Genomic DNA, 22,621 nt, shown 5'->3' with positions numbered 1-22,621 from the left:
AGCAAAGGCCCGGCCCCCCTTGGCGCGTAGGAGGCGCGAAGGAGGGCCGGGCCGGTACCAGGAGCTGTTCAGGTGCCGAGAGGCATCCTACGCTCGGGAGCCGGCGGGGCCTTGTGCTCGGGGTCGTCGGTGGCGACCAGGTCGGCGGCTGTCCGATCCAGCAGGAGCCGCATCGTGCCGCCGAAGGCCGGGACCACCTGCTTGACCTCGTGATGCTGTTGTCCGTCCACCGGGGCCAGGGCAACGGCGGCGGCCTTGAGTGAGACCGCCCGAACGGTGACGGTCACCGTGGCGGGGAAGGTCAGCGTGTAGGAGTGAAGCGGCGGGTGGTTCTTCTGCGCCTGGCGCCACTCGGCAAGGCGCCTCTCGTAGTCGACCATGGCCTGGACGTACTGCTCGATGCGCTCCTTGTTCTCCGGGCGGGCGATCTCGTCGAAGACCACCCACGTGCCCTTGTCCTCTTCGTGGGGAGCGGCGCGGGTCTTGTAAATCGCGTTGACCGGGGCGTCCTCCTTCGCTGCCTGGTTGCACTGGCCGATGACGTAGTCCCGCGAGGTGGCGCCCAAGCCGATGCACCACGCGACCACGTAGTGGTAGCCCTTGTGCTCTCTGGGGTCGGATACCTGGCACCCGGCCCCACCGAAGGGGGCCTTGAAGACTGGAGCGCTGTTGGTGGTCATGGGTTACTTCTCCCTCACAGGGTCGGTGTGGCGGCTGAACGTGGCGTCGATGGACTCGGAGAGCAGGCTGTCGAATACGCCGGGCAGGCCCGCCTCGTACCTGGCCTCCGCCTGGTCGTAGTCGGACTGGTCGACCCCGTCGAGGAGTTCGCCGTTCTCGTCGGTCAGGGTCTTGGTGCGCTGGCGCCAGGACTCCTCGTAGCGCAGCGCGGAGGCGAGGGCCGGCCTGATCGGGGTGCCGGGGACGCGCTCGTAGCGGCTGCCGCCGACCGGGTACTGCACGGGGTCGGCCTCGCTGGGCAGGTAGAGGTAGGCGATCCCGTCCTGTACGGCCGTGAGGATGCCGGTGGTGGCCCTCATGTTGCAGAAGACGGTGAGGCTGGCGCCGAGAAGCTCAGCCTGCTGCTCCTCGGACAGGTCGATAAACCAGCCGGTGGTAGGGGCGGGTCGGGGGTCGCTCATGCGGGGCTCCTCTTGCTGGGCTGTTGGTTGTTGCGGCTGCGTCCGGGGCTTGGGGCCGGGCCGGTGTGGTCAGGCGAGGTAGACCGCGTGCTCGTCGCCGTCATCGTCGAGAATCGGGGCGCCGACAAAGACGGCGCAGACCCGCAGCAGGGGGTCGGTGTCGTTCAGGCCGAACCAGTCGTCGCGGGTAAGGAGCTGCCGGTGCAGGGCCTCGACGTGGGGGCCGTAGCGGGCCTGGAGTTTGTCGGACGCGGCGTCGATCGCTGCGTCGCTGCTGTCGGCGGTGACGGTGATGACGACCGGGCGCATGTCCGGGGAGATGGTGGAGCCCTGGTCGTCGGAGACGGTCTCCCAGTCGGCGACGACGGTGCGGATGGGCAGCGGGAGCGGGGTGGGGAGCGCCTCGGGTGCGGGCATGGTCACGGCTGGTTCCTTTCGGGTTCTGGTCGGGGCCGCTGGCGTTTATGGCTCAACGAGTTCCGACAGAATTGGTCCGGTCACCCATTCGAGTGACGGGATTCGTTATTCGCTGGGGTTCTTGAGGTGCGGGGCGCGGACGGAGTGGCGGGCCGCGTCGCTGGCGTTGATGCGTCCCGACCAACCCCCTGCCTGGTAGGAGGCGTCTCGGACCCACAGGTCGATGTACGTGTCGGTGACCTTGTCGACCGTTCCGAGATGGCTGGTCGGCAGGACCAGGGGGTTGCCGTTGCGGTCGTGGTGCCACTCGAATCGGCGAACCATCCCTACCGCCAAACCGGTGAACGGCGATTCGATGTAGGTGCTGTACCGGAAGTGCGTGGTGAACCAGGGCAGTTCGGTGATCGCGCCGGTGGCGTAGTTCCGCAGCGACAGTGTTTCGGCTGCGGGGTCGAGGACGACGAACTGTCCTCCGACCTTGTCCTCCTCCCTGCCGAAAGGCAGCGCCACCAGGTGCTTGCCGAGGTAGTCCAGGAAGACTTCTGCGGACGTGGCGTTCCTGATCCAGACATCGGTCCGAATTTCAGGCACGGTAAACCTCCTCATTGTGTGGGTACACCGAAGACCAGCCCGCTGCGGATTCCAGCGGGCTGGGCATCAGTGAATCTGCACAGTTCGGATTGCACTGCCGGCCATTCGGGGGCCGGCTGGCCAATCGGCGGAGTTACCTGCTGATGACGGGCATCTGCCAGATGACCGGGCCGTCGTTGAAGCTGATCTGGGACGGCTTGTTGGCGCCGTAGAACTTGAACTGGGCGGGGCCGCCGGAGGCGAGCTTCAGCTTGCTGATGTGTCCGAGGTGCGCCGGGTTGAGCGCGATGCCGCCGACGTCACTGGCATCGTCTTCCTTCGGCAGCAGGTTTCGCCACTGCGGGAACGTGGCCTCCTGCTCGAAGCCCAGGCTGATGTCGACGGCGCCGGCCCGCACCGTCATCCGGGTGTCGTCCACGGTCAGCGTGACTTCTCCGATTCGGCCTGCTCCCTTGAGGACGTCGGCGAGACGCTTCGCGTCGTCGCAGGCGAGGAGGAACTGGAGCTGGCCCTTCCATCCCTCCATGGTGTTCTCGACGGTCTCGGTGAACAGCCGGTACCGGTCGCATGCCACCAGCGTCAGGGTGCCGTCCAGGTCCCGCTCGAAGCGGACCGCTCGCAGCGCCGGGATGTGCTCCTTGGCGCCGATGGTGAACAGCAGCGCGTTCGACACGGCCCGGTACAGGCTCTGGGGCTCGGGGAGGGTGATGACGGGGGTCGAGGTCTCGACGGTGGGCTCAACGACGGTGGCGGTCATGGCTGACTCCGGTTCTCTGATTTCGGGCATGAAAAAAGCGGCTACCGAATGGCGAGCCGCTACAGGTTGCTGCTGTGTCCGTTTACTGGTGGCTGTACTTCTCGCGCACCATCGTCAGGAATTCGACACTGAGCGTGTTGTGCACGCGACCCATGATCTGGTCGTCGTGCCGGTCGTGAAGGGCCTCGAAGTTCGCGGGGGTGGACGGCAGGAGACGGAAACGGGTGCCCCCGTACTCGGCGAACTGGCAGGGCCCGTTGGGGTAGGTCATGCAGTTGCAGATCGGGAGGACGTCCAGGAGCACGATCCTGTCCGCCTCCGCCAGGCCGCGCGGCAGGTGCCGGATCGCGATCATCTTGCGCAGCAGCTCGTTGCGCTGCTCCACGTCTCCGGGCCGGGACAGGTGGGCGGCGTCGATCAGGCACCGGGTGGTGCGGGAGGTGTCCGCCCCCGGCTCCTTCCACGTGACGCGGTAGCTGATGAACTGGTCCTCGGTCGGGTCCTCCGACTCAGCGGCTTGCATAGCTGCGGTCTCGCTCATTTCTTCCCCTTGCCGGTCAGTTGGTCGAGTGGGTGGCGGGGCCGCGATGCCCCGGTAGCTGTCAGGCGTACAGACGGTGGGCGATGTCCGGGTGCTCGCGGTCCCAGTGCCGGAGCAGCCGCTGGGCCTGGCCGTTGCTGTTGAGCGGTCGCACCGTGTGGCCGGCCTGGACCATCTCGTCCCACTGCCAGTGTTTGCCGGCCAGCCCGAACCGGAGCGCGAAGTCGGCGAACCACGGCTCGACGGAGCCGTTGTGGACCAGGTGGTACAGCTCCTGGTGCCGGGGCTCCGTCCAGCCCTCGACATGGTCGGGGCGCTCCGTGACGATGGCGCCCCGGAACCCGTAGCGTGAGTTGGGGGCGTGGTCCACGACGGTGCTGCCCCAGATCGTGCGGACGTGGCGGCTGGCCGGGACGGTGTGCAGGTTGCGGCCGTTGTCGAGCACGACGCGGTATTTCGGTGTGACCTCGACGATGTCGCCGTGGAGGGTGGCGTACTCCCACGGTTCGTTGAGTTCGCGGGTCGTCCGCTTCTCCCGGTAGATGACGGAGGCCGGGCGGAAGGTCCGCTCCAGTTCCTCGATCACACGGTGCACCAGGCGCTCGGGGGTGGCGAGCGGGAGCCTGCGGACGTAGGTGCCCCGGTGGTTGTCGTAGACGCCGAGTCGTCGGGCGGAGCCGTTCTCGTTCTTCAGCGTGCGGACTTCGTAGCGCGGTTCGGGCTGGTACCCAGCGGGGGTAGGCATCACTTCGTCTCCTTGCTGTCGACGAGGGACTCGACGAGGCGGCTGTAGGACCGGGTGGTGGTGTGCGCCTGGAGGACAGCCCACATGCCGACCTCCGGCGCCTCGACGGTGCCGAGGGACTTCTGCCCCATCAGCACGTCGTAGCGGCCGTTCTCCTGGCGTTGGAGGTAGCCGATCCCTGTGCCCATCCCTCGGGTGTTGAGGTCCACGAGGAAGTCGCCGTTGTCCATCGGCATCAGGGAGATCAGCACGCCGGGTGCCGGGATGAGGGAGGGGTGGATCTGGTAGGTCTGCTCGGTCTTGAACCGCTGGCTGTTGCGGTTGAGTCCCTCGCAGTCACAGCCGTTGGTGATGCAGCAGCCGCACGCGGACAGGTCGATGGTTCGCTCGTCCGAGACGGGCGTGGTCTGCCCGATCGGCCGGCTGCGTACCGACTGGGAGGGCGGGGCGTACCACCACAGCGCTTCGGCCGCGCTCTGCTTGGACCCGAAGCCGGGCATGGCGATCGAGGGGGCGCCGTTGCGCTTGTGCCAGTCGGCGACCCACTCGCCCCCGGCGGTGAGGTACACGATGCCGAGGTAGGCGTCGTCCACGTCGGGGACCTTGTCGGCGTAGACCTGGAAATTGGTCGGCTTCTCGTCGGGCGGGGTGGTGGGGTGGAAGGTGAAGGTGGGTGTGGGCATGGGGGAGATCCCTACTCGTAGATGCGGGTCTGGAGTTTGATGTCGCTGATGGGGCCGAAGGCGTCACAGATCGCGCCGGTGGTCTCCGTCCAGTCACGCAGGCCGGGGACGCGCAGGATTTCGGTGATCTGGCCCTCGGGGGCGTAGAGGATGACGAGTTCGCGGGCGGCGATGTCCACGTAGCTGGGGGTCCAGGTGGCGAAGGACATGGACCCGGAGTCGGTGGTGCGGCCGTGGAAGTAGAAGACCGCCTGGTTGTAGGGGTTGAGGTCGGCGTCGATGATGCGCGGCTCGGGCTTCCCCCGGTTGGGCAGCTTCTCGGCCTGGAACCGGCCGGCGGGCAGGTCGTGCCGTACGCCGTACTCGCGGTCACGGAAGGTGAAGTAGGCGGCGTAGGTGTTGTCGGTGACCACCCGCCAGTCCCCGACGAACGTGTGCAGGTAGTCGACTGCGTAGTCCCACCACAGGCGGGCGGTCTCCCGGGCGCGGACGTCGGGCTCCGCGCCGAGCATCTCGCGCGTGTGGCACAGCACGGTGATGGACTCCGGGCGACCGGGGCAGCCGTTCGTCTGGAACCGGAACCAGTTGGGGCTGCCGGTCTTGCCGCAGTCGAAGCACCGGGCCTCGTGCTCGTCGTCCTGGACCAGCCGGTGTCCCTCGGCGACCTCGATGAAGGCGCTCTCGGGCATGTGGACGTGGAGCGGGACGATGCGGCCCTTGAGTCGGGGCCTGCGGGTGAAGCCCTCACCGCACGGCTTGCAGACGGGGTCGCGGAGAGCTTCCTGTGTCTCGGGGTCGGGGTAGAGCAGCATGTGGGTGGCGGTGCCGGTGCAGTCCGGCGCCGTGCCCTTGAGGGTGCTACAGCGCATTGGTGGAGTCCTCTTCCTGGGCGAGCCAGTAGGTGTTGTAGCCCATCTCGAACCGGATCGGACCGGTGGCCTGGCGGACGAGGGTGACGGCCTCGTGGCGGCTCATCGTGACGCCCTTGGTGAGGTGCACCTTGGCGCTGAGGCGCGTGGACCAGATGATGAACCAGAGCAGCTCGTACTTGGCCTCGTGGAACGGCATGGGGATCGTGGAGGAGGTCACCGGGACGCCGGACAGCACCTCGGTCTGCTTCCAGCCGGCCGAGAGCTTCGGCCGACCGTCCTCCTCACCGCCGGCGAGAAAGCGGCACACGCTTTCGGTTGCGTCCTGGTGGAACATGCGATCCCAGACGGCGGCCTTCATCGCGGCGTCGGGGTACGCGTCCAGCGCCGCGAGCATGTTGTCGGTGCCGGTGTCACCGTCGAAGTAGCGGGCGTGCCACCACTCCCCGTCCTTGGAGAAGCCGGTCGTCCCCTTCTTCCCGTCGTACTGCCGACCCACCATCCAGCGCTCCCCGCAGGTGGCGAGGAACACCCCCTGCATGTGGTTGGGTGCCACCTGCTGCCGGGTCTGCGTGACGATCGTCCAGCCCTGCACAACTGCGCTCATGCGTCGTCCTCCTGATTCATGGTGCGGAACTCGGCGGCTGCGGCCTCGCTCGACGGCGCACTCACCCGCGCGACCCGGGACGTGAAATCGTCGGCCCCTTCGAAGGTGTTGTCCGGCAGGGGGAATTCGCCGTCGAGGATGGCGGAGACGAACCGCTCTCCGGAGAAGTCGGACTGGACACCGAAGACGGTGTACATCCGGTTCCCGTCCTCGGTGGGGGCCGGGGCGGCGTCGAGATTCAAGCTGTAGAGCAGCTTGACGAGGCGCTCGGCTTCCGCCGCCAGGTCGTGTCCGGCCTGGATCTCGGCGTCGTTGCTGTCGCCCTCGGCCGCGTCGTCGAGCCGGTGGTTCTCACGGGCGAGCGCTTCGAGGACTTCGTTGATCGCTTCCTGCTGCGCCCGTGTCACCGGGACCAGCCGGACATCGGGGATGTCGCTCATCGGTACCTCTTTCGCAGTTGTTCGACGGGGACGCGGACCGCCTGACCGGTGCCGTGCTCCGGGCCGCAGATCACGTAGCCCGTCAGCAGGTGGCTGTCACCCTCGTAAGGCGTGTTCTCCAGGTCGAGCACTCGCCACGTCCGGCGGGACGCCCTTCGGTAGACGAACTGGCCGATGCTCAGATCGAAGACGCCGGTCCACAGGTCGGCCACGAATGCGCGCAGGACGGGGTCCGGGATCTCTCTCGGGTTCTCGAAAGCGCCGAGCATGTCCGGGGCGCCGACGAAGTTCCACAGGTGGTCGATCGCGACCCAGCGGTTGCCGCTCGCGTTCTTCTCCTGGACTATCGCGACGAGCGGCAGCTTTCGACCCGCGCGCATTTCTGTTGCGTCCTCGTCGTTGAAGTCGTCGAGTCGGTACCGGTTCTCCTGGAACCGGTGCTGGACGGGCTGCCCCTCCTCGGGCCAGCCCTGGTCGGCGATCAGGACTCGGAGTCCGCTGGGCGGCTTACGCTGCGACACGAACGTTCATCTCCTTCTTTTCCAGGTTCACGGTCGCCGGGTAATCCCGGGTCTCCGCCGGGCTGGGGTACTTGGAGCGCATCGCCTCGATCCGTTCGATCCGGCCCCGCCACGCACCCACGTGCCGGAGGCAGAACAGGTACCGGGTCAGCGAGTCCCAGGCGTGGGGGTCGGTCGCACTCCACGAGCACGCTCGCGAGTACAGGCGCCACAGGCGGGCCAGCTCCGGGCACTGGGACCACCCGTGCGACAGGTGGATGTGACCGCCGGGGAAGTGCACGTAGATCCGGCAGCCGCAGTTCAGCGCGTACGTGCCGGTTCCCAGACCGATCGTGTCGGCCTTGATGTCAGCCATGCTGTGCCTCCTCGGTGTGTGTCTCGGTGAACTGGGGCTCGTCCCCCTCGGGCTGGTAGCCGCCCCCGACGACGTTGGTCCAGGAGTAGCCGCCCGGGGCTCGCTCGGTGTCGAGGGAAAGGCGGGCCGGGTCGAACGGGAGGCGCACGGTGCCGCGCACCTTCACGGTGTGACCCGACCCGTTCCAGGTGTCGAGCACCAGCAGCTCGGGATCGGTCCACTGCACGGTGATGGTCGGCTTCGCGTCGGGAAGCGCACCCCGGATCTTGTTCACCGCATCCCAGACCGGGCGCACGTCACCGCGCCACAGAATGTGCAGCCCGCCTCCATAGGAGGAGTGCGCAACCAACTCCTGCAATGCGCCGACGTTGTCCCAGAAGTCGACGCCCGCTGCGGCGGCCAGCGCTCGGGCCACTTCCTCGGCTTTCGCGTCGGAGAACCGCCACGGCTCGGCCTCGGCTTCCCCGTCGAGCCGGTAGCGGAACAGTTGCGGTCCGGTCCCGTTCATCAGGTCGCCGATCGGGTCGGACTGGTCGCGCTCCTCGATCGCGTGGCGCACCTGGTCGAGCACGTCGTGTTTCTCCAGGAATTCCCGGGCATCGTCATCCAGGAGTTCACCGAGAACGTGCTGCGTGCCGTGGTAGCGGTTCTCGTCCAGCCAGTCGAAGTCGAGCACGCCTTCCGCGTGGTCGAGCCCGGATGCGTCCTCGTCTTCCGCGAACAGCCGGTGAAGCTGCTCCTCGGACAGGCGCTCCCCCTGGTCGATGTGCACCAGCTCGTACTTCTCGCCGAGACGACTGATTACGAGATCAGCGGCAGCCTGCGCGATAGCGTCCGTGGAAATCTCCGCCATGGCTCACTCCCCCTTAACCATGCGGATCTTGACCTGGCCCTCGACCCGGGGCTGATGGGTGTGGGGCACGATGACCGAGACGTCGATCCCGCACGTGTCGCAGGTGAAGGTGTGCGCCTCCCAGGGCTGCCCGCAGAGCACGCATGCCTCGTCCTCCGATTCCGGAGTGCGGATCTCCACGGTCTTGGCGGACGTCGGGTAGAGCACGAACCGATAGCTGAGCCACGCGTGCGGGTGCTGCGCGGCGGCTTCCTTGACGTTGTCCTCGTCGATGAATTCCGGGTGGGACAACCCCCACTCCCGCAGCGTGCCGGCCGTCAGCTTGGCCAGGGCGCGGGGCAGCTCGTACTTCTCGCGTATCGTGCGCGCCAGACCCGCCTCGCTCGGCGACTTCTCCCCCAGCACGAGCCACTTGCCGCACTTGTCTCCGGTGCACCGCTCGTCCGAGATGGCGTGCCGCACACCGGTCTCGCCTTCCGGCACCTCGGTCAGCTCGGTCTCGCACATCTGCTCCGTGACGACCTTGGGGAACTCGTCCTGGTCGTAGGAGCGTTCGTCCTCGAAGTCGATCCCCAGCGTTGCGGCTGCGGCCCGGATCGCGTCCTCGTGAGCCTTACCGCGCTGCACCTTGATGCCGTTCGCCCGCATCGCCTTCACCGTGCAGCTCGGGCACAGGTTCTCGGCCTTGTAGCTGTATCCGACGACAGCCATGTTCAGACCTCCTTCGGTTCCGTGAGGGGTGACCACTCGTTGACGAACTTGATGTGGCCGTAGGAGTCCAGCTCGATGTATCCCGTGGTCCCGGCGAGCAGCCAGCCGACCCACTTCCGGCTGTCAGCCGTCTTGACCGACAGACCCTTGAAGCCGATCGGCTCACCGCAGCGCGGGTGCGCGGCGAAGAACGCGCGGGCCGTGACCGGGTCCATCAGCGGGATAAGCCTCCAGCCGTGCTCCTGTGCGATCTGCTCCGCCCGGTCGACACCGGCAGCGAAAATGCCGCCCTGGTAGGTGCGCGGGTTCGCGGTCGTCACGTGCAGCTCGTTGAAGTTCTCGGTCAGCGCGAACGGCCACGTCCATGCGATCCCGACGACCTTCTCGTCTTCGATCACGAGGACGTCACCGTCGCGGATGTCCTCGTTGCACTGGCACGCGTCGTACGCGTCAGCAGTGCTGTGGAACGGCCACACGGCCGGGGGGCGCTTCTCTTCCGCGCTCACATTGCCCTCGATTCTTCGGTGCGGTATCGGCCGGCGAACAGGTTGAAGTGAGTCGGCAAGTCGACCCAGGTGTCCCGGGCGGTGCCGGTGACGCGCTCGCGGATCTCGGTGTCCAGGGGCACCGGTACGGAGCGGGACCACCAGCTCCCCAGCACCAGGCTGTTCTCCACGAAGCGGACCTCGGCGCTCGGGATGTCCCGCTCGTGCATCGCGCGGGCTTCGTCGCGCATCTCCTCGAAGTGCAGCGACTGGACGCCGTAGGTCTGGCGGCCGTTGACGTAGACGTAGAAGCGCCCGGCCGTGTGGGTAACCGAGTGGCTGACGCCGATTTCGAGGACATCGGTGCCGTAGTAGCCCTCGGAGTCGCGGTAGAAGCCGCTGATCCAGGACAGCGGGTTCGGCATCCCGTCGTCGCGGCCGTCGACCGGGTTCCGGAGCTGGCCGTAGCCGTTCTCCAGGATGCGGACGGGCAGACGCTTGTCGACCAGGCCGAGGTGCATCATGCACTCGGAAGCGTGGATCTTGACGACCACGGTTTCGCCGACCGTGGGGTAATACTTTTCGGGCCGCTTGTAGTGGGGCACCGCTATCCCTCCCTAATTTCTGAATGGCTGACAGTCGGAGGCCCGGGGCGCGGCATTGCTGCTGCGTCCTGGACTGCCGTTAGCTCAGACACTCGCTGTTACGCTGGGGGTCCTGCTCTACGCGGGGTCAGAGTCGAAGAACACCGGCATTTCGTTGATGGTTTCACCGGTGATGCGAACTCCGTTTTCGAACTGGATTCCGCAGTGCTCCTCCTTGCCGAGGATTTCACGCACCAGCCGGTCGGCCTCTTCGCGGCTGCTCGCCACGACTGTCACGACGCATTCCTTCTTGCCGTCGTACGCGTACTGCCGCTCAGACATATTGCTCCCTCGGTATCAAACGCCGATAGGTGTGCGCGTGGCATCGATGTGCACAACAAACGCTTCATAAAATGCGCCGCCCCGGTATTCGTGCACTCGCACACGGAGTTGGGGAAGGCCGTTTCTCATGCGTGCTCTCATATGGCGCACGCAGTAGGCCGCAACAGGATCGGGCTCGGTCCCATCACGGCGTGGCATGAGTTGCACGTACCGGGTCGCGGTATCGGTCCACGAGGCCGGCCGGCCGTCGGCCGGGGGTTCGTAGACCTGGAGCATGAAGAACCAGAGCACCTCGACGAGGTCAGGCGTAGTCACCGGGAGTCAGCTCACGACCGACCGGAACCCTGTACGACGACCAGCGCACAACGGTGTCCTGGTCGCCGACGATGTTGTACAGGATCTGCTTGTCACGAACGCCGCTCGGGTACTCGTGGTAATCCTCGGCGTACTCTCTTGCCGTTTCAATGGTGGGAAACGGAATTTCGGCCGGTTCGCAGTGGAAGTATCCCGAGGTGAGATTTCCACGGATGGGCATGATGCGGAATCGTTCTCCCTCGGGCGGCATCTCACCCTCGAACAGGTATCCGTCCGTCGTGTACCAGCCACCGCCCGCCCTACCCTGGTACTCCCTCTCGGCCATCGCGCGGTCGTCGTAGACGGTGAACGTCGCCTTACGCCGCTCCGACCGCTTGTGCTGGCACGTGTCCGACCATCCCGGCGTGCGCACGTAGAACGGCTTGGGCATGGGCGTGTACCCCGGCTCGGTTTTCTCGCAGCAGGGCTCCAGAATGCAGACCGTGAACATATGCTTCCTTCCGCCATTCGATGGACGGGCTTTGATTTTGGGCAGCGGAAAGGGAGCCACCCGGCACATACACGCGCCGTGGCTCCCTTTCAGCCGCATGGGTCAGTTGTCGTACCAGGCGCTTACGCCTTGGAGATCCAGTCGGGGTGCCAGCGCCCCTCGCGCGTTCGCCCGTCGGGGAACTTGACCTCGACGCGCCACTCCCACGTCCACAGCGGCGGCAGTTGGTAGTGCGCCTGCATGGGGTGCACCTTCCACTCGACAGACGTCACCTCCGCCATGGCGAGGCTGTGCCCGTTCGGCATGGCCGAGACCGTGTCGCCGACCCTGACCGGCTGTCGGGTCGGCTTGGGCGTCTGGTACTCGCCGCGCTCCAACCAGTCGAAGTCGTGCACGGGCCCGCCGGTCGCACGCTGCACGTAGACCTCACGGACCACGCGCGGCCCGTCGAGCCCCATGTTCCGTGTGTGCTGCGTCCGCGCCACGATCCGCAGCGGTTCTCCCTTGCGGTCGGGGACCTCGTACGTCCACAGTTCGTCGGCCATGGAGTTCACGACCAGGCCGCGAATGCGGATGTTCGCCTCTTCGCCGGTCAGCGGCTCGGACAGGGCCGCACCGGGGTGCGTCGGCTGCATGTGGTGCACGAGCACATCGAAGTCCAAGTCCACGTTCTCTTCCCTTCTATGAGAGATGGCCCGTGCGGGTTGCCGCACGGGCCTTTCGGTCAGCCCTTCCTCGGCCGGGTATTCCGGTCCGGTTCGATGGCTTCCGCAATATGCAGTGGAAAGCCAGCGCTTGATGGTCCAGCGCTCCACGTCCTCCCACCACACAGCAGACTTCCCGCATGAATACATCCAGCAGAGAATTTCGCCATCCGGCCCATATTTCGCGTGGACCACATGACGTTTCGTTCCGCGCGGCATTACTTCGTGAGCTTGAACGCCGCGTCGACCTGCCGGTACACATCCCACGTCGCGTAAATCCGCTGCTGCTCCGGCTTCAGCGCGTCGTGGACCGCGATCACGTGTTGGGCAGAGAACGCGTCGACCAGAACGCCGTCGATCTCTTCGGCCTGGTGCAGCTCGACGATGCGGCGGAACGCCCCGATCCGACCTTCGGCCTCCCAGCGCTCCGCCGCCGCCGCCTCGTGGGCGACCTCGGCCGCTTCCTCGGCGGTCAGGGGCCGGATCTCGAATTCCGACCGCCGGAAGACCAGAGACACGAGGCCGCCTACCGTCGTGTCCTTGTGGCGGGCGTACTCGTCGTCGCTCACGTAGTTGTTCTCGGAGTGCCGCTGGCAGACGCCCTTGGGCGGAAGCGGGAACGTCCGGTGGTCGACGCGCGGCAAACGTGTCACAGAATGCGTGACCGTCTCGTTGCACAGGCTCTTGCCCGTGCAACGGCCAAGGACTTCAACTTCCAGCCCACTGGGCAGAGTTCGACGAGCCATAGGTGACCTCGATTTTGATAGGCAGAATTTCTGCTGCATCCCTGCCGGTTCAGCGGTTGATCGGAATGCAGGGCGTGCACAGCGCACAGCCACGGCCGGCCTCGGCACCTCCTACGTGTCGAGGCCGGCTGAAGCCATTTACGCGGTGACCTCGAACTCGCCCCGGGCCGGGTTGTAGACCGCCCGGTCAGCGAACGCCTCCAGGAGGCGGCGGATGTCCGGCGTGAAGTGCTCGGGGTCGATCGGCCAGACTTCGTGAGTGGGGAAGCGGTCGTCACGGGGGTACCCGGGGCCGAGCACGAAATGGGACCGGGCCGTGTCGCGGCGCAGCGGGGTCCAGAGCACGATGCGGTGGTCTTCGACCACACCCTCCCGGGCGTGCGCCTCCAGACGTCGATCGACCGCGAGCAGACCGGGGTTGGAATAGTTCCCGCTCTTGGTCTCGATGATCTGCTCGACCCACAGACCAGGCACCAGCTCGGCCGTGGTGAGCGGCCGGTACGACCGCTGGATGATGGCCCGTCGCATCGCGCGCCGCGTCCGCTCGGCCATGGCGGGGTCGGGTCGGTCGGCGATTTCCCCCGCCGGAATGGGCGGGCGGGTGCCCGGACGGCTACCGCCGTACACGTAGGGCTTGGTCACCTCGACCGGCTCGAACCGTCCGGCGGGGGCGGTTGCCGGGCCGCGTACATGTGCCGCCTGCCGGGCTTCCTTGCGGTAGAGGCCATCGCGCCGCGAGTTCATGCCTTTGCTCCGATCTTGTCGACGAAGGGGCGCGCCTTGAACACGTCGGGCGCGGCGGGGTTGTAGGGGTGCTCGGTGATCTGTCGCCAGTCCAGGGCCGTGGCACGGCCGTAGTTCATGGCCACGAGCAAGTCGGCGGCGAGACCCTCCACGTACTCGATGTCCGGGGCGGTGATCGGGTAGAAGCCGACCGTTTCGGCCGTGAAGGTGTCGAAGACCTCCAGCGTGAATACGGTCATCGTCGGGAACTGCGCGGGGTCGATCGAGAGCGTCATGCTGTTGTCCTCTATCCGTATTGGAAGATCACGGGGGCTACGGGGCGGCCGGTGCGGGGGGTCTCCGGCTGGGTGTCGGGGGCGGAAAAGGTGGGGGGCTGGATCGGATCGACCGGGGCCGATTCGCGCGGGTATTCCTCCAGCACGATGCGGACCGGTGCCCTGTAGATCGCCGCGTTGTGGTCGCGTCCACGCTCGGCCTCGTCGCGGGAGAGGGCCCGGTGCTCGGACCAAGGCAGCTCCTCCCAGCCGTCGCCCTTGGCGATTTCCAGACGGAACGTCGGCGCGGCAGCGATGGACCAGACGATGCGACCGGCCATGTCGATCAGACGGACCCCGCCAATCCACACATGCGGGTAGGCGTTGTAGAACCGGCGGGCGTCTCGGATAGCGCGAGCCTTTTCGCTGTCCGTCGTGCCCCAGAGCTGACCGGCATAGGTGCACCAAACACGTCGGGTATCGAAGTGCTGGAGCCGAAGATCGCTCATGTGTGCCTCACTTTCGGGCATGGAAAAGGGCCGCCTCCCGGACGATTTCTCGCCCGAATTGCGGCCCTCGGTTGCAGCTATCGTGCGTCTACGCGGCGGTCGAGTAGCGGACCGACGCACCGTGCTTTCGCGCGTAGACCGTGCGACGTCCGCCCTCGACGTTGATCACGCCGACCAACCGCCACCCGTGGACGCCGTCCTGGTGGTGCACGATGCGCATCGCTGCCGCCCGCATCTCCTTGTCCAGTTCGGCAGCCTTGATCGGCGTGTGCGTGCGCGTGCTCAGCTCCGGGGCGGGCAGAACCTTGGCCGGTTCCGGCGTCTCCTCCGGCACGGGCGCGGGGGTGCCCGTGGCGGCCTGCCAGATGGACCGCGACGGCATGTCGGACGGCTTGGCCGTGACCGTGGTGGGGGTGTTCGGGAGGACCGACGGGGACGGCTTGGCAGCGAACGCGTCCGCTACGGTCTCGCGCCTCTTGGCCATGTTGTCCGCCGCGAGCATCCCCAAGGACGAGTGCTTACCCGTGGCCTTGAACTCAGCGGCGCGCATGTGGTCCAGGAAGGCGAGAGAGGACCGGCGCGCGGTGGCGTTCTGCTTACGCTGCGCCCGCTTGCGGGCGCGAGTGGTGGAACGGCTCATGACTTGTTGCTCTCCTTTTCCAGGTTGCGCACAGTTCGCCGAATGTCCTTGACCAGAGCGGCGTAGGTTTCGCGGGCAATTCCGGTAGCGGTGCGCTGCTTTTCCAACGCGTAGTCCCGGGCGGCGCGGGCGTCCGCCTTAACGCTCATGTTGAATACGGGCGACGTTGCGTCAACGCGCATAAGGTGCTGATATCCGCTGTTGTCCGTGTGCCCCATGCCACGCGCGTACGATCCGGGCGCGTAGGTGGGGGAGTTCCCCAAGTCCGTGGGGGCATCCGAGACGATGTGACGCTTAGGGGTGCGGAGGTTCTTACCCGTGTGGCGCTTGTGGGGCGCGTTGACCTTTGCGCCCGTCCGGTCACCGCGAAGATTGATCTTCCCCCGGTAGTCGACGCGATGAGTCTTGGCTTTGTGGCTACGGGTGTCCGGGTTTTCCGTGGTGCGGGGAAGCGGGGGGCCGAAAGAAACCGTCGGCGCTCCGTAGTAACTACCGGCCATGTCGTCTTTTCCTTTCCTGTGAGGTTCAGCCGTTGTCAGATGTGTACGCGTCCTAGGTCTCGCACCTAGTCAGATCACCCAATGTTCCGGGCGTCAGAGCTATATTTACGCGTCCCATTTCCTCTTTGGGTTTGTGTCGCTCATGGCATCCACCCATGACCCCGCATCCACGGCCGGTCATTTGGGGGAGGGAATCCGAGCACGTGTGACACTCTCCCCCTGCCAAGGGGGGTGCCTACGCGGTAGCGGTTCAATTCGGGGGGTGTCCGGCACTATTGGCCCTTTCGAGCCGCCATTCACCCATGCGGCGAGTATCCGCAGCATGGTTCAACGGGCATTGACGTCATCCGGGGGGCCCTAGCTTTGCCCCTGCCGAGTTCTGCCGTAACCAGCCGCCTACTAGGACATCCCTAGCGGTTCGGTTCTGTCGTCCCGTGTTACCGGTCCCCCTGCTGTTGCACGTATCCGCGCACAGCTCAAGATTCCGTTGTAATGTCTCGTGATTCCGAAAGTTCATGAGCACGGTAAACCGCGCGATGGAATCACCGGTGAGACACTACGTCCCTACACAACTACCTTTCGTGTCCAGAAAACGCCGCTCACGCTCCGGCCCCATCACAGGGCTTTACCGATCCGTGGTCGGGCATCCACGCTTCACAGCGTTGGTACGCGACTGACGAAACGGCCGTCCAGAAGTGACACGCCCGCAGAAATGTGTGCTCTGCTTTTGGCCTTGCGCAGGCCGCGCCACGATGGGACGGGAGAATGGCAACCGAGACCGTAAAGGCTTAAATGATGTCCCCTAAGAAACGAGGGACTTAGCCACGGTCACGCGCGGGGAGGAAATACCCCCACGAGTGCCAGGAACCGGGTTAGGACCGGCGTCACACCCGCTAAGCGCACGGGTGCCCAAGAGCAAAGGGAGGGAATTTCCCTCCGCGCTAATCACCTTCCTTTCGCGCCCCCCGCGTCCGCCGGAGTGGCGGGCTGTCGTGGTGACAAGGAAGACGTTACGGGTACAGGGAGGGCCTGTGTACCCCTTTCCTGTAGTCAAGTGAGCACGCACAGTATTTATGCAGGTCAGTCGGGGTGAATTGACCTAAAGAATCTTGAAAACCTAGGGAGAATCTCAAATGCTGAGACACCCGGGCAGCCCGATTCGCCCGCTAAAAGAATGACAAGGCATGTGATACCGCCTAGTTCCTTACTAGGTACGGCATGAAGGGAGATAAAGGGACAAACGAGGCCCAAAAATCACAAGCGCGCATGATTATCACGACATCCCCAAAAAGGGCCCCTGACCTGCACTTTTGCCTATTTCCTGACGCGTCGTCAGGTGTGCGCGCAAGCGGCGTCCGCGACTGCCTAAATCACGGAGAGTGGCGAAAACCGCCGAAATTCGGGAAAGAATGACGCTACGTGTCCGCGTCCCTGTACGCCTTCCTGCGGCCCTCCCCTCCCCCGGGGGTCCGTCGCTCCGGCCAGTCCCCCCGGGCCGCTCACGCGTCCGGCCACGGGTCCGCGCGGCATAGCTCCGGCCGTACCGCCCGGCCGTACCGGGCCCGTGCGTCGCGCTGCCTGCCCGCGTAAGAGCCTGTCTCGGCGCGCGCGCCCGACGGTCCCCCCGGGGCGGACGGCACGGCAGAACGGCGCACAGCGGCCCGCCCCCACAAAGAGGGCATGACGGACACGCCCCAGAAAATGCCAGGGAGCAAAAATTCGGGGGGCCTGGGGCGTCTGCCCTCTATCTCTACGTATGGGAGAGAGGCGAGGTATACCGTGCTTGCCCCGAGGTAGGGCTCATGCGCAGCTCATGCGCTTACGCGGCTTAGGTGGAGTGTGCGGGGCCATGAGGGGGTAACTACCCCTTGCCCCTCTCTGGGGCGTATGCCAGGGGTGCAACTTATACACAGGAATGCCTTGTTTAGGCAGTACCTCACTCTTGTCATGCTCTACATGCCTACGCCCCGCTATAAGCGTGAATTGCCTTACGTCCGTATTTGCTGAGCAAAGCGGAACTGCACTTCCGCTTGCGTCACCGGCCGTACGCGATCACTCACGCTGGGTTCAGTATTACGCATGGTAGCTGGAACTACCGTGCGTAAGAACGGGCATGTGCGGGCAAGCGTGGCCTAGCCGACATGGGGGGCCTTTGCCCTGTATCGGGGCACGTGCCACAATCGCTCCTAAGCCCTACGAAGTCGCCCGAACCCGTGGAAACGGACAAATAGGTGACGTATCCCTGCAAAATGGACCCCCCACCATTAAACGGGCGAAACGGACAGCCGGGCCCCCTGGTCCGTCTTGCAAATATCGACCCTAGACCAACAGGCAGTGTCACGGCCGGCGGCAGTGGCCGTGGGCTCGGGGCTCGCGACTCTAGCAAAATGGTCGGCATGGGTACCGAAAAAGCCGCCCCGGACGATGGACTGCTGCTCACGCCGATCGAGGCCGCAGTGTTGAGTTGGTTCGTCATTGACGGCGAGGAGCGTCTGAGCGTTGAGGAGGCCGCTAGAAAACTCGGGTGCACGCCGCATCTGGTGCGTGCACGTATTTCCAGCGTGAAATCGAAGCTGCGCCTGTACGCCGGCCAGCGTTGGCCGCTGGGGCGCTGAGCCGACGACCGTGGGCCTGGGGCTGGGTGCGGGGCCGCCGGAGTCTCAACGACACGCGATGGTCTGCCGTGAGGGTCACCCCTCGTGGACGCCCACCAGACGGTCGCCAGAGCAGCGGACACGGCCCCGCATGGTGAAGCTAGCAGCAGTGGACCGCCCGGACGAGCGACTCGGCAAAGTCTCCGGGCGGCCCGAGCCCGCCGTACCTCGGTTAGGCAACGAGGAACAACAGACCAACCGTAGCGCCAGGTCCACGCATGCGGGCCAACGCCATAAAATCGGGACGCAGTTGCGGAAAATACTCAACTTCGCCGTCGAGGTCCCTGCCGTTGACCAGAGGCTCCAGGACGTACGCGAGGCAAGCAACTTACGCCGGTGCGAGTTCAGTTCGATAAATACTCGTCGCGGGTCGCCGGCCTTGCGGCCGGCTTGCAGGTGCACAAACCGTAGTTGCGAAATCGGGAAATGACGATGTCCTGCGGGAGTTGTGCTCGTTCGGCATGCTGATCTCATGAATAGGGGATCGAAGTCATGTACCGACGTCGCGGGTCCACCGCCGGCCTTCGACGCGGTGCCCGGCTGTTCCGGCTGCACCAGCATTCTGAGCATCGCTGGTTTTGCTTGGAGACGAGGCTGGACACTCATCTGGCTCGACTGGGGGACGGAGGGTGATAGGCACCTGAAGCGGGAGCACCTGGACGATCCGAGGCTCGATCCGGACATCAGGGCCTTGCTCCTGAACGGCTGAGCAGAAGTCGTACGACCGCGCCCCAGAGGGGCCAACCTCCGGGGCGCGCGTGCAGTTGGCTACCGGTCGCGTCGGTCGGCTTCGCGGGGTGCGCCCCTGCGAAACCCCGGGGGGACTCTGGGCCACAGCATGAGCATAAAGGGGTAGCCGAGGACGTTGGCCACGCCTTCGAAGATCGACGTGAGCATGTCGCCGTTCCGGCCGAAGGGTGCATCGGTCGGCTGACGCATGTCGGCGTCTTCGTGGTCGGGCCGCTGTTCCGTCGTCATGAGACACCCCCACGAGGCACTCGGGGTGCCCGGCCCTTGCGCACGCGACGGCGGTGGCGGCGCATCTCTCGCCTGTCGGCCTTGGGGTTTCCCCACACGCGGCGGTAATGCCACGGCTGGCGGACGTTGGCACACTCGTTCATCGGGTAGAAACGCGGCTCGCAGAAGAACCGCCTGGGGCGCTGGCGGTGGCAGTGTGAGCAGGCCGTGGTGTTGTTGGTGTCCAGCTCGGCGTTGAACTCCGTGAGGATGCGGTCCCAGCACCGCTGCGAGCGCAACTCCTCCTCTTCGGAGGTCAACTGGGGATGGGCCCGGCGCCAGGCCGCCCCGTATTCGGTGAGTAACGCGTCTATGTCCAGCGTCGGTTGAGTCATGCGCGCAGCCTAGTGGTGCAACCGCACTTGCGCTCGCAGTTGCGATAGCACCCGTAGGATTCCGGCATGACTTCAACAGAGCGCCCCCCGATCCCTGTAGAGCGACTCGGCGCCGCCTTGGACGCCCTGGGCTGGAATCCAGCTCCAAACTCGGCTCGGCCGGCAACGCGAGCCGAGATGTTGGGGATGCTGCGCCTGATCGTCGAAGCAGAGGTGCATGGGCTGGTCGGTAATCCGATCGAGGAGGCCGAGGAGGCTGTCGGTTACGGGATGGCGCTCGACACGCGGACGCTCGATGGTGCGAGCGACCCCGAGGACTACGCGCGGCGGAACCTCTATCTGCGACTGACGCTCGCCGGGAGTCGTCTGAACCGGGCGGGCGTCGAGGTCTCCCTTCTCGTCACCGGGGCAGACAAGGTGGGCGACATGGCGGGCAAGGCCGTGTGGTCCCTGGTGGATGCCGCGCTTCAGCTCATGCGGATTCCAGCCACGGTGAACAGCGAGACCGAGGAGTTTGGTACCCCCGTGGTGGTGCGAGCTGCCGTCCTGGATGCCGAACCCCGCCTTCGCGAGGCGCGGAAACACCTGGGGAACTGTCTGAAGCGGTTGAAGCAGCTCGGCTACTGACGTCTGCCTGCCTCCGTGGGTCCGCCGGGGTGACTCGCAACTGCGGTCGCAAGTGCGACCGCAGTTGTGTACGCAGGGCGTTTATCGATTGTTCATCGCCGTCGGTCACGGTCCCGCTCGTAAGTAACCGAGGGGAGCGACGTGAGTTCACATAGTGACGACATCTTGCGGTTCGGGTTCCTGAATCTGGAGGTGGATGGGGGCCCCGACGAGAGTCCGGGCGTCGCCCCGGCACGATGGCGGGAGGCGCACGACCTGCTGGCATCCCGCCAGTTCGACTGGCTGGGGCGTGCTGAGATGACGTACTCCCAGCCGGCCCCGGCCCCCCTGGAGGCGTCCGAGGAGGAAAAGGCCGCTGCGACGGCGGGCCGGGCTGCGGCGGACCGGCGCTTCCATGATGCTCAGCGGGTGCTCGGCATGCGGGGATTCCGGTCCCCCGCCGCCCAGGGCAACAACCCGACCGGGATGTTTGTGCGTGAGTCCACCTTCGAGGTGTTGTCGCGGCGCGACCAGCTCGCTGTGTGGCGTACTCCGCCGACAAGCGTGAAGCTCCGGCTGCGCGGCGGACCGCGCACTGAGATCGAAACGGTGGCCTGGCACAACTCCTTCTGCTCGCCAGCGGGTCGGGAAGCCGAGGCAGATGAGTTGTCGCATCTGGTCGACAAGGTGCAGGCGAAATGGGGCGCCGACCCCCAGCGTTCCTGGTCGGCCTTTCTCGGGGCTGGGGACTGCAACGAGTACCCGGTGCCTGCGGGAGAGAGCGTGCCGCCGATCGACTGGGCACACCCGGAGATCACGGACCGGGTACACCGCCGGCACCGTGCCCGTCAGCAGGCGGATGGGTCGTGGAGGTCGTGCGACTACCTCGACAGCCTGATGCTGGATGCGGGTATGTGGGACCCTGCGCGGTTCGCTGCGCATCGGCTCGGTCGGTCCGACGCACTCCGCGCCACGGCCGGGCGTGAGACGGTCGGGCAGGGCGGGGATCAGCGGATCGACCGTTTCTACATGGACCCGTGGACGGTGCAGGCGGTGGTGGAGGTGAACGTCATCTCGATGGCCGGCCTTTCCGATCACGAGCTGGTGGAGGTGCTGGTGTCGCGGTACGAGTATGCGGAGGGCCTGGGCCGGCTGTTCGATCCGCTGGAGCCGTGGGAGTTGGCCGCGCGCTTCGCTGTTTGATGGTTGCCGGTGCCGGGGGTCGACAGCTCTCGGCACCGGTTTCTGCGTGGCGGGCGAAGCTACACTTCTACGCGCGTAGGCGCTAGGGTGCGCAGATGACGAGCCAGACACTCATTTCGCCCACCCTGGACCAGATCCGGCGCGCCCCCAAGGTGCTGCTCCACGACCACCTCGACGGCGGCCTGCGGCCGGGCACCATCGTCGAGCTGGCCCGCGCGCAGGGTTACGACTCCCTCCCCGAGACCGAGCCCGACAAGCTCGGCGTCTGGTTCCGCGAGGCCGCCGACTCCGGCTCGCTGCCCCGGTATCTGGAGACCTTCGCCCACACCTGCGCCGTCATGCAGACCCGTGACGCGCTGTTCCGGGTGGCCGCCGAGTGCGCCGAGGACCTCGCCGAGGACGGTGTCGTCTACGCCGAGATCCGCTACGCCCCCGAGCAGCACCTGGAGGGCGGCCTCACCCTCGAAGAGGTCGTCGAGGCCGTCAACGCGGGATTCCGCGAGGGCGAGCGCATCGCCCGCGCCAACGGCCACCGCATCCGCGTCGGCGCCCTCCTCACCGCGATGCGGCACGCCGCCCGCGCCCTGGAGATCGCCGAGCTGGCCAACAGCTACCGGGACCAGGGCGTCGTCGGCTTCGACATCGCGGGCGCCGAGGCGGGCTTCCCTCCCACCCGCCACCTCGACGCGTTCGAGTACCTCAAGCGGGAGAACAACCACTTCACCATCCACGCGGGCGAGGCGTTCGGCCTGCCGTCGATCTGGCAGGCCCTCCAGTGGTGCGGCGCCGACCGGCTCGGCCACGGGGTGCGGATCATCGACGACATCGAGGTCGCCGAGGACGGCTCGGTCTCCCTCGGCCGCCTCGCCTCCTATGTGCGGGACAAGCGCATCCCGCTGGAGATGTGCCCGACGTCCAACCTCCAGACCGGCGCCGCCACCTCGTACGCGGAGCACCCGATCGGGCTCCTGCGGAAGCTGCATTTCCGCGTCACCGTGAACACGGACAACCGCCTCATGAGCGGGACGAGCATGAGCCGGGAATTCGAGCTGCTGACCGAGGCATTCGGATACACGCTGTCGGATTTTGAGTGGTTCTCGGTGAACGCTTTGAAGTCTGCCTTCATCCCGTTCGATGAGCGGCTCGCGATGATCAATGAGGTCGTCAAGCCGGGGTACGCGGCGCTTCGGGCTGAATGGCTTTTCGCTGAGCGGTGATTGACATGCTGGCGGGGGCCGGGACGTAGCCAGTCCCGACCCCC

At 66.1% G+C, this 22,621-nt stretch carries 32 protein-coding genes; 4 read left to right on the top strand and 28 right to left on the bottom strand.

Annotation, left to right across the window (positions count from 1 at the left end; all coding sequences use genetic code 11):
* Positions 1 to 68 precede the first annotated feature (68 nt).
* The 26 genes from PSQ21_RS23130 to PSQ21_RS23005 form a co-directional block, all read right to left on the bottom strand.
* The gene (locus PSQ21_RS23130; protein WP_274032641.1) at positions 69 to 680 is read right to left on the bottom strand and encodes a hypothetical protein; all 612 of its coding nucleotides are present in this window, start codon (positions 678 to 680) and stop codon (positions 69 to 71) included.
* A 3-nt stretch (positions 681 to 683) separates the two neighbouring features.
* Entirely contained in the window at positions 684 to 1,142 is a 459-nt protein-coding gene (locus PSQ21_RS23125; protein WP_274032640.1) for a hypothetical protein, read from the bottom strand.
* A 69-nt stretch (positions 1,143 to 1,211) separates the two neighbouring features.
* Positions 1,212 to 1,565 (bottom strand): hypothetical protein, encoded by a 354-nt coding sequence (locus tag PSQ21_RS23120; protein WP_274032638.1) that lies wholly within the window; start codon positions 1,563 to 1,565, stop codon positions 1,212 to 1,214.
* A gap of 99 nt (positions 1,566 to 1,664) precedes the next feature.
* Complete coding sequence (locus PSQ21_RS23115) at positions 1,665 to 2,150, bottom strand: hypothetical protein (protein WP_274032637.1); 486 nt, start codon at positions 2,148 to 2,150, stop codon at positions 1,665 to 1,667.
* Between the two features lie 133 nt (positions 2,151 to 2,283).
* Entirely contained in the window at positions 2,284 to 2,907 is a 624-nt protein-coding gene (locus PSQ21_RS23110) for a hypothetical protein (protein ID WP_274032636.1), read from the bottom strand.
* A gap of 82 nt (positions 2,908 to 2,989) precedes the next feature.
* Positions 2,990 to 3,448, bottom strand: coding sequence for a hypothetical protein (locus tag PSQ21_RS23105; RefSeq protein WP_274032635.1), 459 nt, complete (start codon positions 3,446 to 3,448; stop codon positions 2,990 to 2,992).
* A 61-nt stretch (positions 3,449 to 3,509) separates the two neighbouring features.
* A complete protein-coding gene (locus PSQ21_RS23100; protein WP_274032633.1) occupies positions 3,510 to 4,193 on the bottom strand; it encodes a hypothetical protein in 684 nt (227 codons plus the stop codon).
* Entirely contained in the window at positions 4,193 to 4,876 is a 684-nt protein-coding gene (locus PSQ21_RS23095) for a hypothetical protein (protein WP_274032632.1), read from the bottom strand. Before PSQ21_RS23095 ends, PSQ21_RS23100 begins: the two co-directional genes overlap by 1 nt.
* Positions 4,877 to 4,887: 11 nt before the next feature.
* Positions 4,888 to 5,745: a hypothetical protein gene (locus PSQ21_RS23090; protein ID WP_274032630.1), complete on the bottom strand. Its 858-nt coding sequence runs from the start codon at positions 5,743 to 5,745 to the stop codon at positions 4,888 to 4,890.
* On the bottom strand, positions 5,735 to 6,352 hold the full coding sequence (locus PSQ21_RS23085) for a hypothetical protein (RefSeq protein WP_274032629.1): 618 nt from the start codon (positions 6,350 to 6,352) through the stop codon (positions 5,735 to 5,737). Before PSQ21_RS23085 ends, PSQ21_RS23090 begins: the two co-directional genes overlap by 11 nt.
* Positions 6,349 to 6,792, bottom strand: coding sequence for a hypothetical protein (locus PSQ21_RS23080; protein WP_274032628.1), 444 nt, complete (start codon positions 6,790 to 6,792; stop codon positions 6,349 to 6,351). Before PSQ21_RS23080 ends, PSQ21_RS23085 begins: the two co-directional genes overlap by 4 nt.
* Positions 6,789 to 7,313, bottom strand: a complete 525-nt coding sequence (locus tag PSQ21_RS23075) for a hypothetical protein (RefSeq protein WP_274032626.1) — start codon at positions 7,311 to 7,313, stop codon at positions 6,789 to 6,791. The genes PSQ21_RS23080 and PSQ21_RS23075 overlap by 4 nt, the downstream gene beginning before the upstream one ends.
* On the bottom strand, positions 7,300 to 7,668 hold the full coding sequence (locus PSQ21_RS23070) for a hypothetical protein (protein ID WP_274032624.1): 369 nt from the start codon (positions 7,666 to 7,668) through the stop codon (positions 7,300 to 7,302). Before PSQ21_RS23070 ends, PSQ21_RS23075 begins: the two co-directional genes overlap by 14 nt.
* Complete coding sequence (locus PSQ21_RS23065; protein ID WP_274032622.1) at positions 7,661 to 8,521, bottom strand: hypothetical protein; 861 nt, start codon at positions 8,519 to 8,521, stop codon at positions 7,661 to 7,663. Before PSQ21_RS23065 ends, PSQ21_RS23070 begins: the two co-directional genes overlap by 8 nt.
* Before the next feature lie 3 nt (positions 8,522 to 8,524).
* The gene (locus tag PSQ21_RS23060; RefSeq protein WP_274032620.1) at positions 8,525 to 9,232 is read right to left on the bottom strand and encodes a hypothetical protein; all 708 of its coding nucleotides are present in this window, start codon (positions 9,230 to 9,232) and stop codon (positions 8,525 to 8,527) included.
* Positions 9,233 to 9,234: 2 nt separating this feature from the next.
* The gene (locus PSQ21_RS23055) at positions 9,235 to 9,738 is read right to left on the bottom strand and encodes a hypothetical protein (protein ID WP_274032619.1); all 504 of its coding nucleotides are present in this window, start codon (positions 9,736 to 9,738) and stop codon (positions 9,235 to 9,237) included.
* On the bottom strand, positions 9,735 to 10,322 hold the full coding sequence (locus PSQ21_RS23050) for a hypothetical protein (RefSeq protein WP_274032617.1): 588 nt from the start codon (positions 10,320 to 10,322) through the stop codon (positions 9,735 to 9,737). The genes PSQ21_RS23055 and PSQ21_RS23050 overlap by 4 nt, the downstream gene beginning before the upstream one ends.
* 117 nt (positions 10,323 to 10,439) lie before the next feature.
* Positions 10,440 to 10,643, bottom strand: a complete 204-nt coding sequence (locus PSQ21_RS23045; RefSeq protein WP_274032615.1) for a hypothetical protein — start codon at positions 10,641 to 10,643, stop codon at positions 10,440 to 10,442.
* Between the two features lie 301 nt (positions 10,644 to 10,944).
* Positions 10,945 to 11,448 carry a hypothetical protein gene (locus PSQ21_RS23040; protein ID WP_274032613.1) on the bottom strand — a complete coding sequence of 168 codons (504 nt, stop codon included), beginning with the start codon at positions 11,446 to 11,448 and terminating at the stop codon, positions 10,945 to 10,947.
* 122 nt (positions 11,449 to 11,570) lie between these two features.
* Positions 11,571 to 12,116, bottom strand: a complete 546-nt coding sequence (locus tag PSQ21_RS23035; protein ID WP_274032611.1) for a hypothetical protein — start codon at positions 12,114 to 12,116, stop codon at positions 11,571 to 11,573.
* A 254-nt stretch (positions 12,117 to 12,370) separates the two neighbouring features.
* The gene (locus PSQ21_RS23030; RefSeq protein ID WP_274032609.1) at positions 12,371 to 12,805 is read right to left on the bottom strand and encodes a hypothetical protein; all 435 of its coding nucleotides are present in this window, start codon (positions 12,803 to 12,805) and stop codon (positions 12,371 to 12,373) included.
* A 231-nt stretch (positions 12,806 to 13,036) separates the two neighbouring features.
* The gene (locus PSQ21_RS23025) at positions 13,037 to 13,642 is read right to left on the bottom strand and encodes a hypothetical protein (protein ID WP_274032607.1); all 606 of its coding nucleotides are present in this window, start codon (positions 13,640 to 13,642) and stop codon (positions 13,037 to 13,039) included.
* Positions 13,639 to 13,917, bottom strand: coding sequence for a hypothetical protein (locus PSQ21_RS23020; protein WP_274032605.1), 279 nt, complete (start codon positions 13,915 to 13,917; stop codon positions 13,639 to 13,641). The genes PSQ21_RS23025 and PSQ21_RS23020 overlap by 4 nt, the downstream gene beginning before the upstream one ends.
* Positions 13,918 to 13,928: 11 nt before the next feature.
* Positions 13,929 to 14,405: a hypothetical protein gene (locus tag PSQ21_RS23015; RefSeq protein WP_274032604.1), complete on the bottom strand. Its 477-nt coding sequence runs from the start codon at positions 14,403 to 14,405 to the stop codon at positions 13,929 to 13,931.
* A gap of 88 nt (positions 14,406 to 14,493) precedes the next feature.
* On the bottom strand, positions 14,494 to 15,045 hold the full coding sequence (locus PSQ21_RS23010) for a hypothetical protein (protein ID WP_274032603.1): 552 nt from the start codon (positions 15,043 to 15,045) through the stop codon (positions 14,494 to 14,496).
* Entirely contained in the window at positions 15,042 to 15,545 is a 504-nt protein-coding gene (locus PSQ21_RS23005; protein ID WP_274032602.1) for a hypothetical protein, read from the bottom strand. Before PSQ21_RS23005 ends, PSQ21_RS23010 begins: the two co-directional genes overlap by 4 nt.
* A gap of 2,396 nt (positions 15,546 to 17,941) precedes the next feature.
* Between PSQ21_RS23005 and PSQ21_RS23000 the strand changes: the two genes are divergently transcribed.
* The gene (locus PSQ21_RS23000) at positions 17,942 to 18,160 is read left to right on the top strand and encodes a hypothetical protein (RefSeq protein ID WP_274032601.1); all 219 of its coding nucleotides are present in this window, start codon (positions 17,942 to 17,944) and stop codon (positions 18,158 to 18,160) included.
* A gap of 807 nt (positions 18,161 to 18,967) precedes the next feature.
* On the opposite strand, the gene PSQ21_RS22995 is transcribed toward PSQ21_RS23000, so the two are convergent.
* Positions 18,968 to 19,177, bottom strand: a complete 210-nt coding sequence (locus tag PSQ21_RS22995) for a hypothetical protein (protein ID WP_274032600.1) — start codon at positions 19,175 to 19,177, stop codon at positions 18,968 to 18,970.
* Positions 19,174 to 19,551 carry a hypothetical protein gene (locus PSQ21_RS22990; RefSeq protein WP_274032598.1) on the bottom strand — a complete coding sequence of 126 codons (378 nt, stop codon included), beginning with the start codon at positions 19,549 to 19,551 and terminating at the stop codon, positions 19,174 to 19,176. Before PSQ21_RS22990 ends, PSQ21_RS22995 begins: the two co-directional genes overlap by 4 nt.
* Before the next feature lie 186 nt (positions 19,552 to 19,737).
* On the opposite strand from PSQ21_RS22990, the gene PSQ21_RS22985 reads away from it, so the two are divergent.
* The 3 genes from PSQ21_RS22985 (at position 19,738) to PSQ21_RS22975 (ending at position 22,577) form a co-directional block, all read left to right on the top strand.
* Positions 19,738 to 20,178 (top strand): hypothetical protein, encoded by a 441-nt coding sequence (locus PSQ21_RS22985; protein ID WP_274032597.1) that lies wholly within the window; start codon positions 19,738 to 19,740, stop codon positions 20,176 to 20,178.
* 165 nt (positions 20,179 to 20,343) lie between these two features.
* Entirely contained in the window at positions 20,344 to 21,360 is a 1,017-nt protein-coding gene (locus tag PSQ21_RS22980) for an endonuclease/exonuclease/phosphatase family protein (protein ID WP_274032596.1), read from the top strand.
* A gap of 95 nt (positions 21,361 to 21,455) precedes the next feature.
* Complete coding sequence (locus PSQ21_RS22975) at positions 21,456 to 22,577, top strand: adenosine deaminase (protein ID WP_274032595.1); 1,122 nt, start codon at positions 21,456 to 21,458, stop codon at positions 22,575 to 22,577.
* Positions 22,578 to 22,621 lie beyond the last annotated feature (44 nt).

The organism is Streptomyces sp. MMBL 11-1 (assembly GCF_028622875.1).
In the GTDB taxonomy this organism is placed as follows: Bacteria; Actinomycetota; Actinomycetes; order Streptomycetales; family Streptomycetaceae; genus Streptomyces.
Note: the sequence above shows the minus strand (reverse complement) of the source record. Positions and strands in the feature narration are given on the sequence as shown.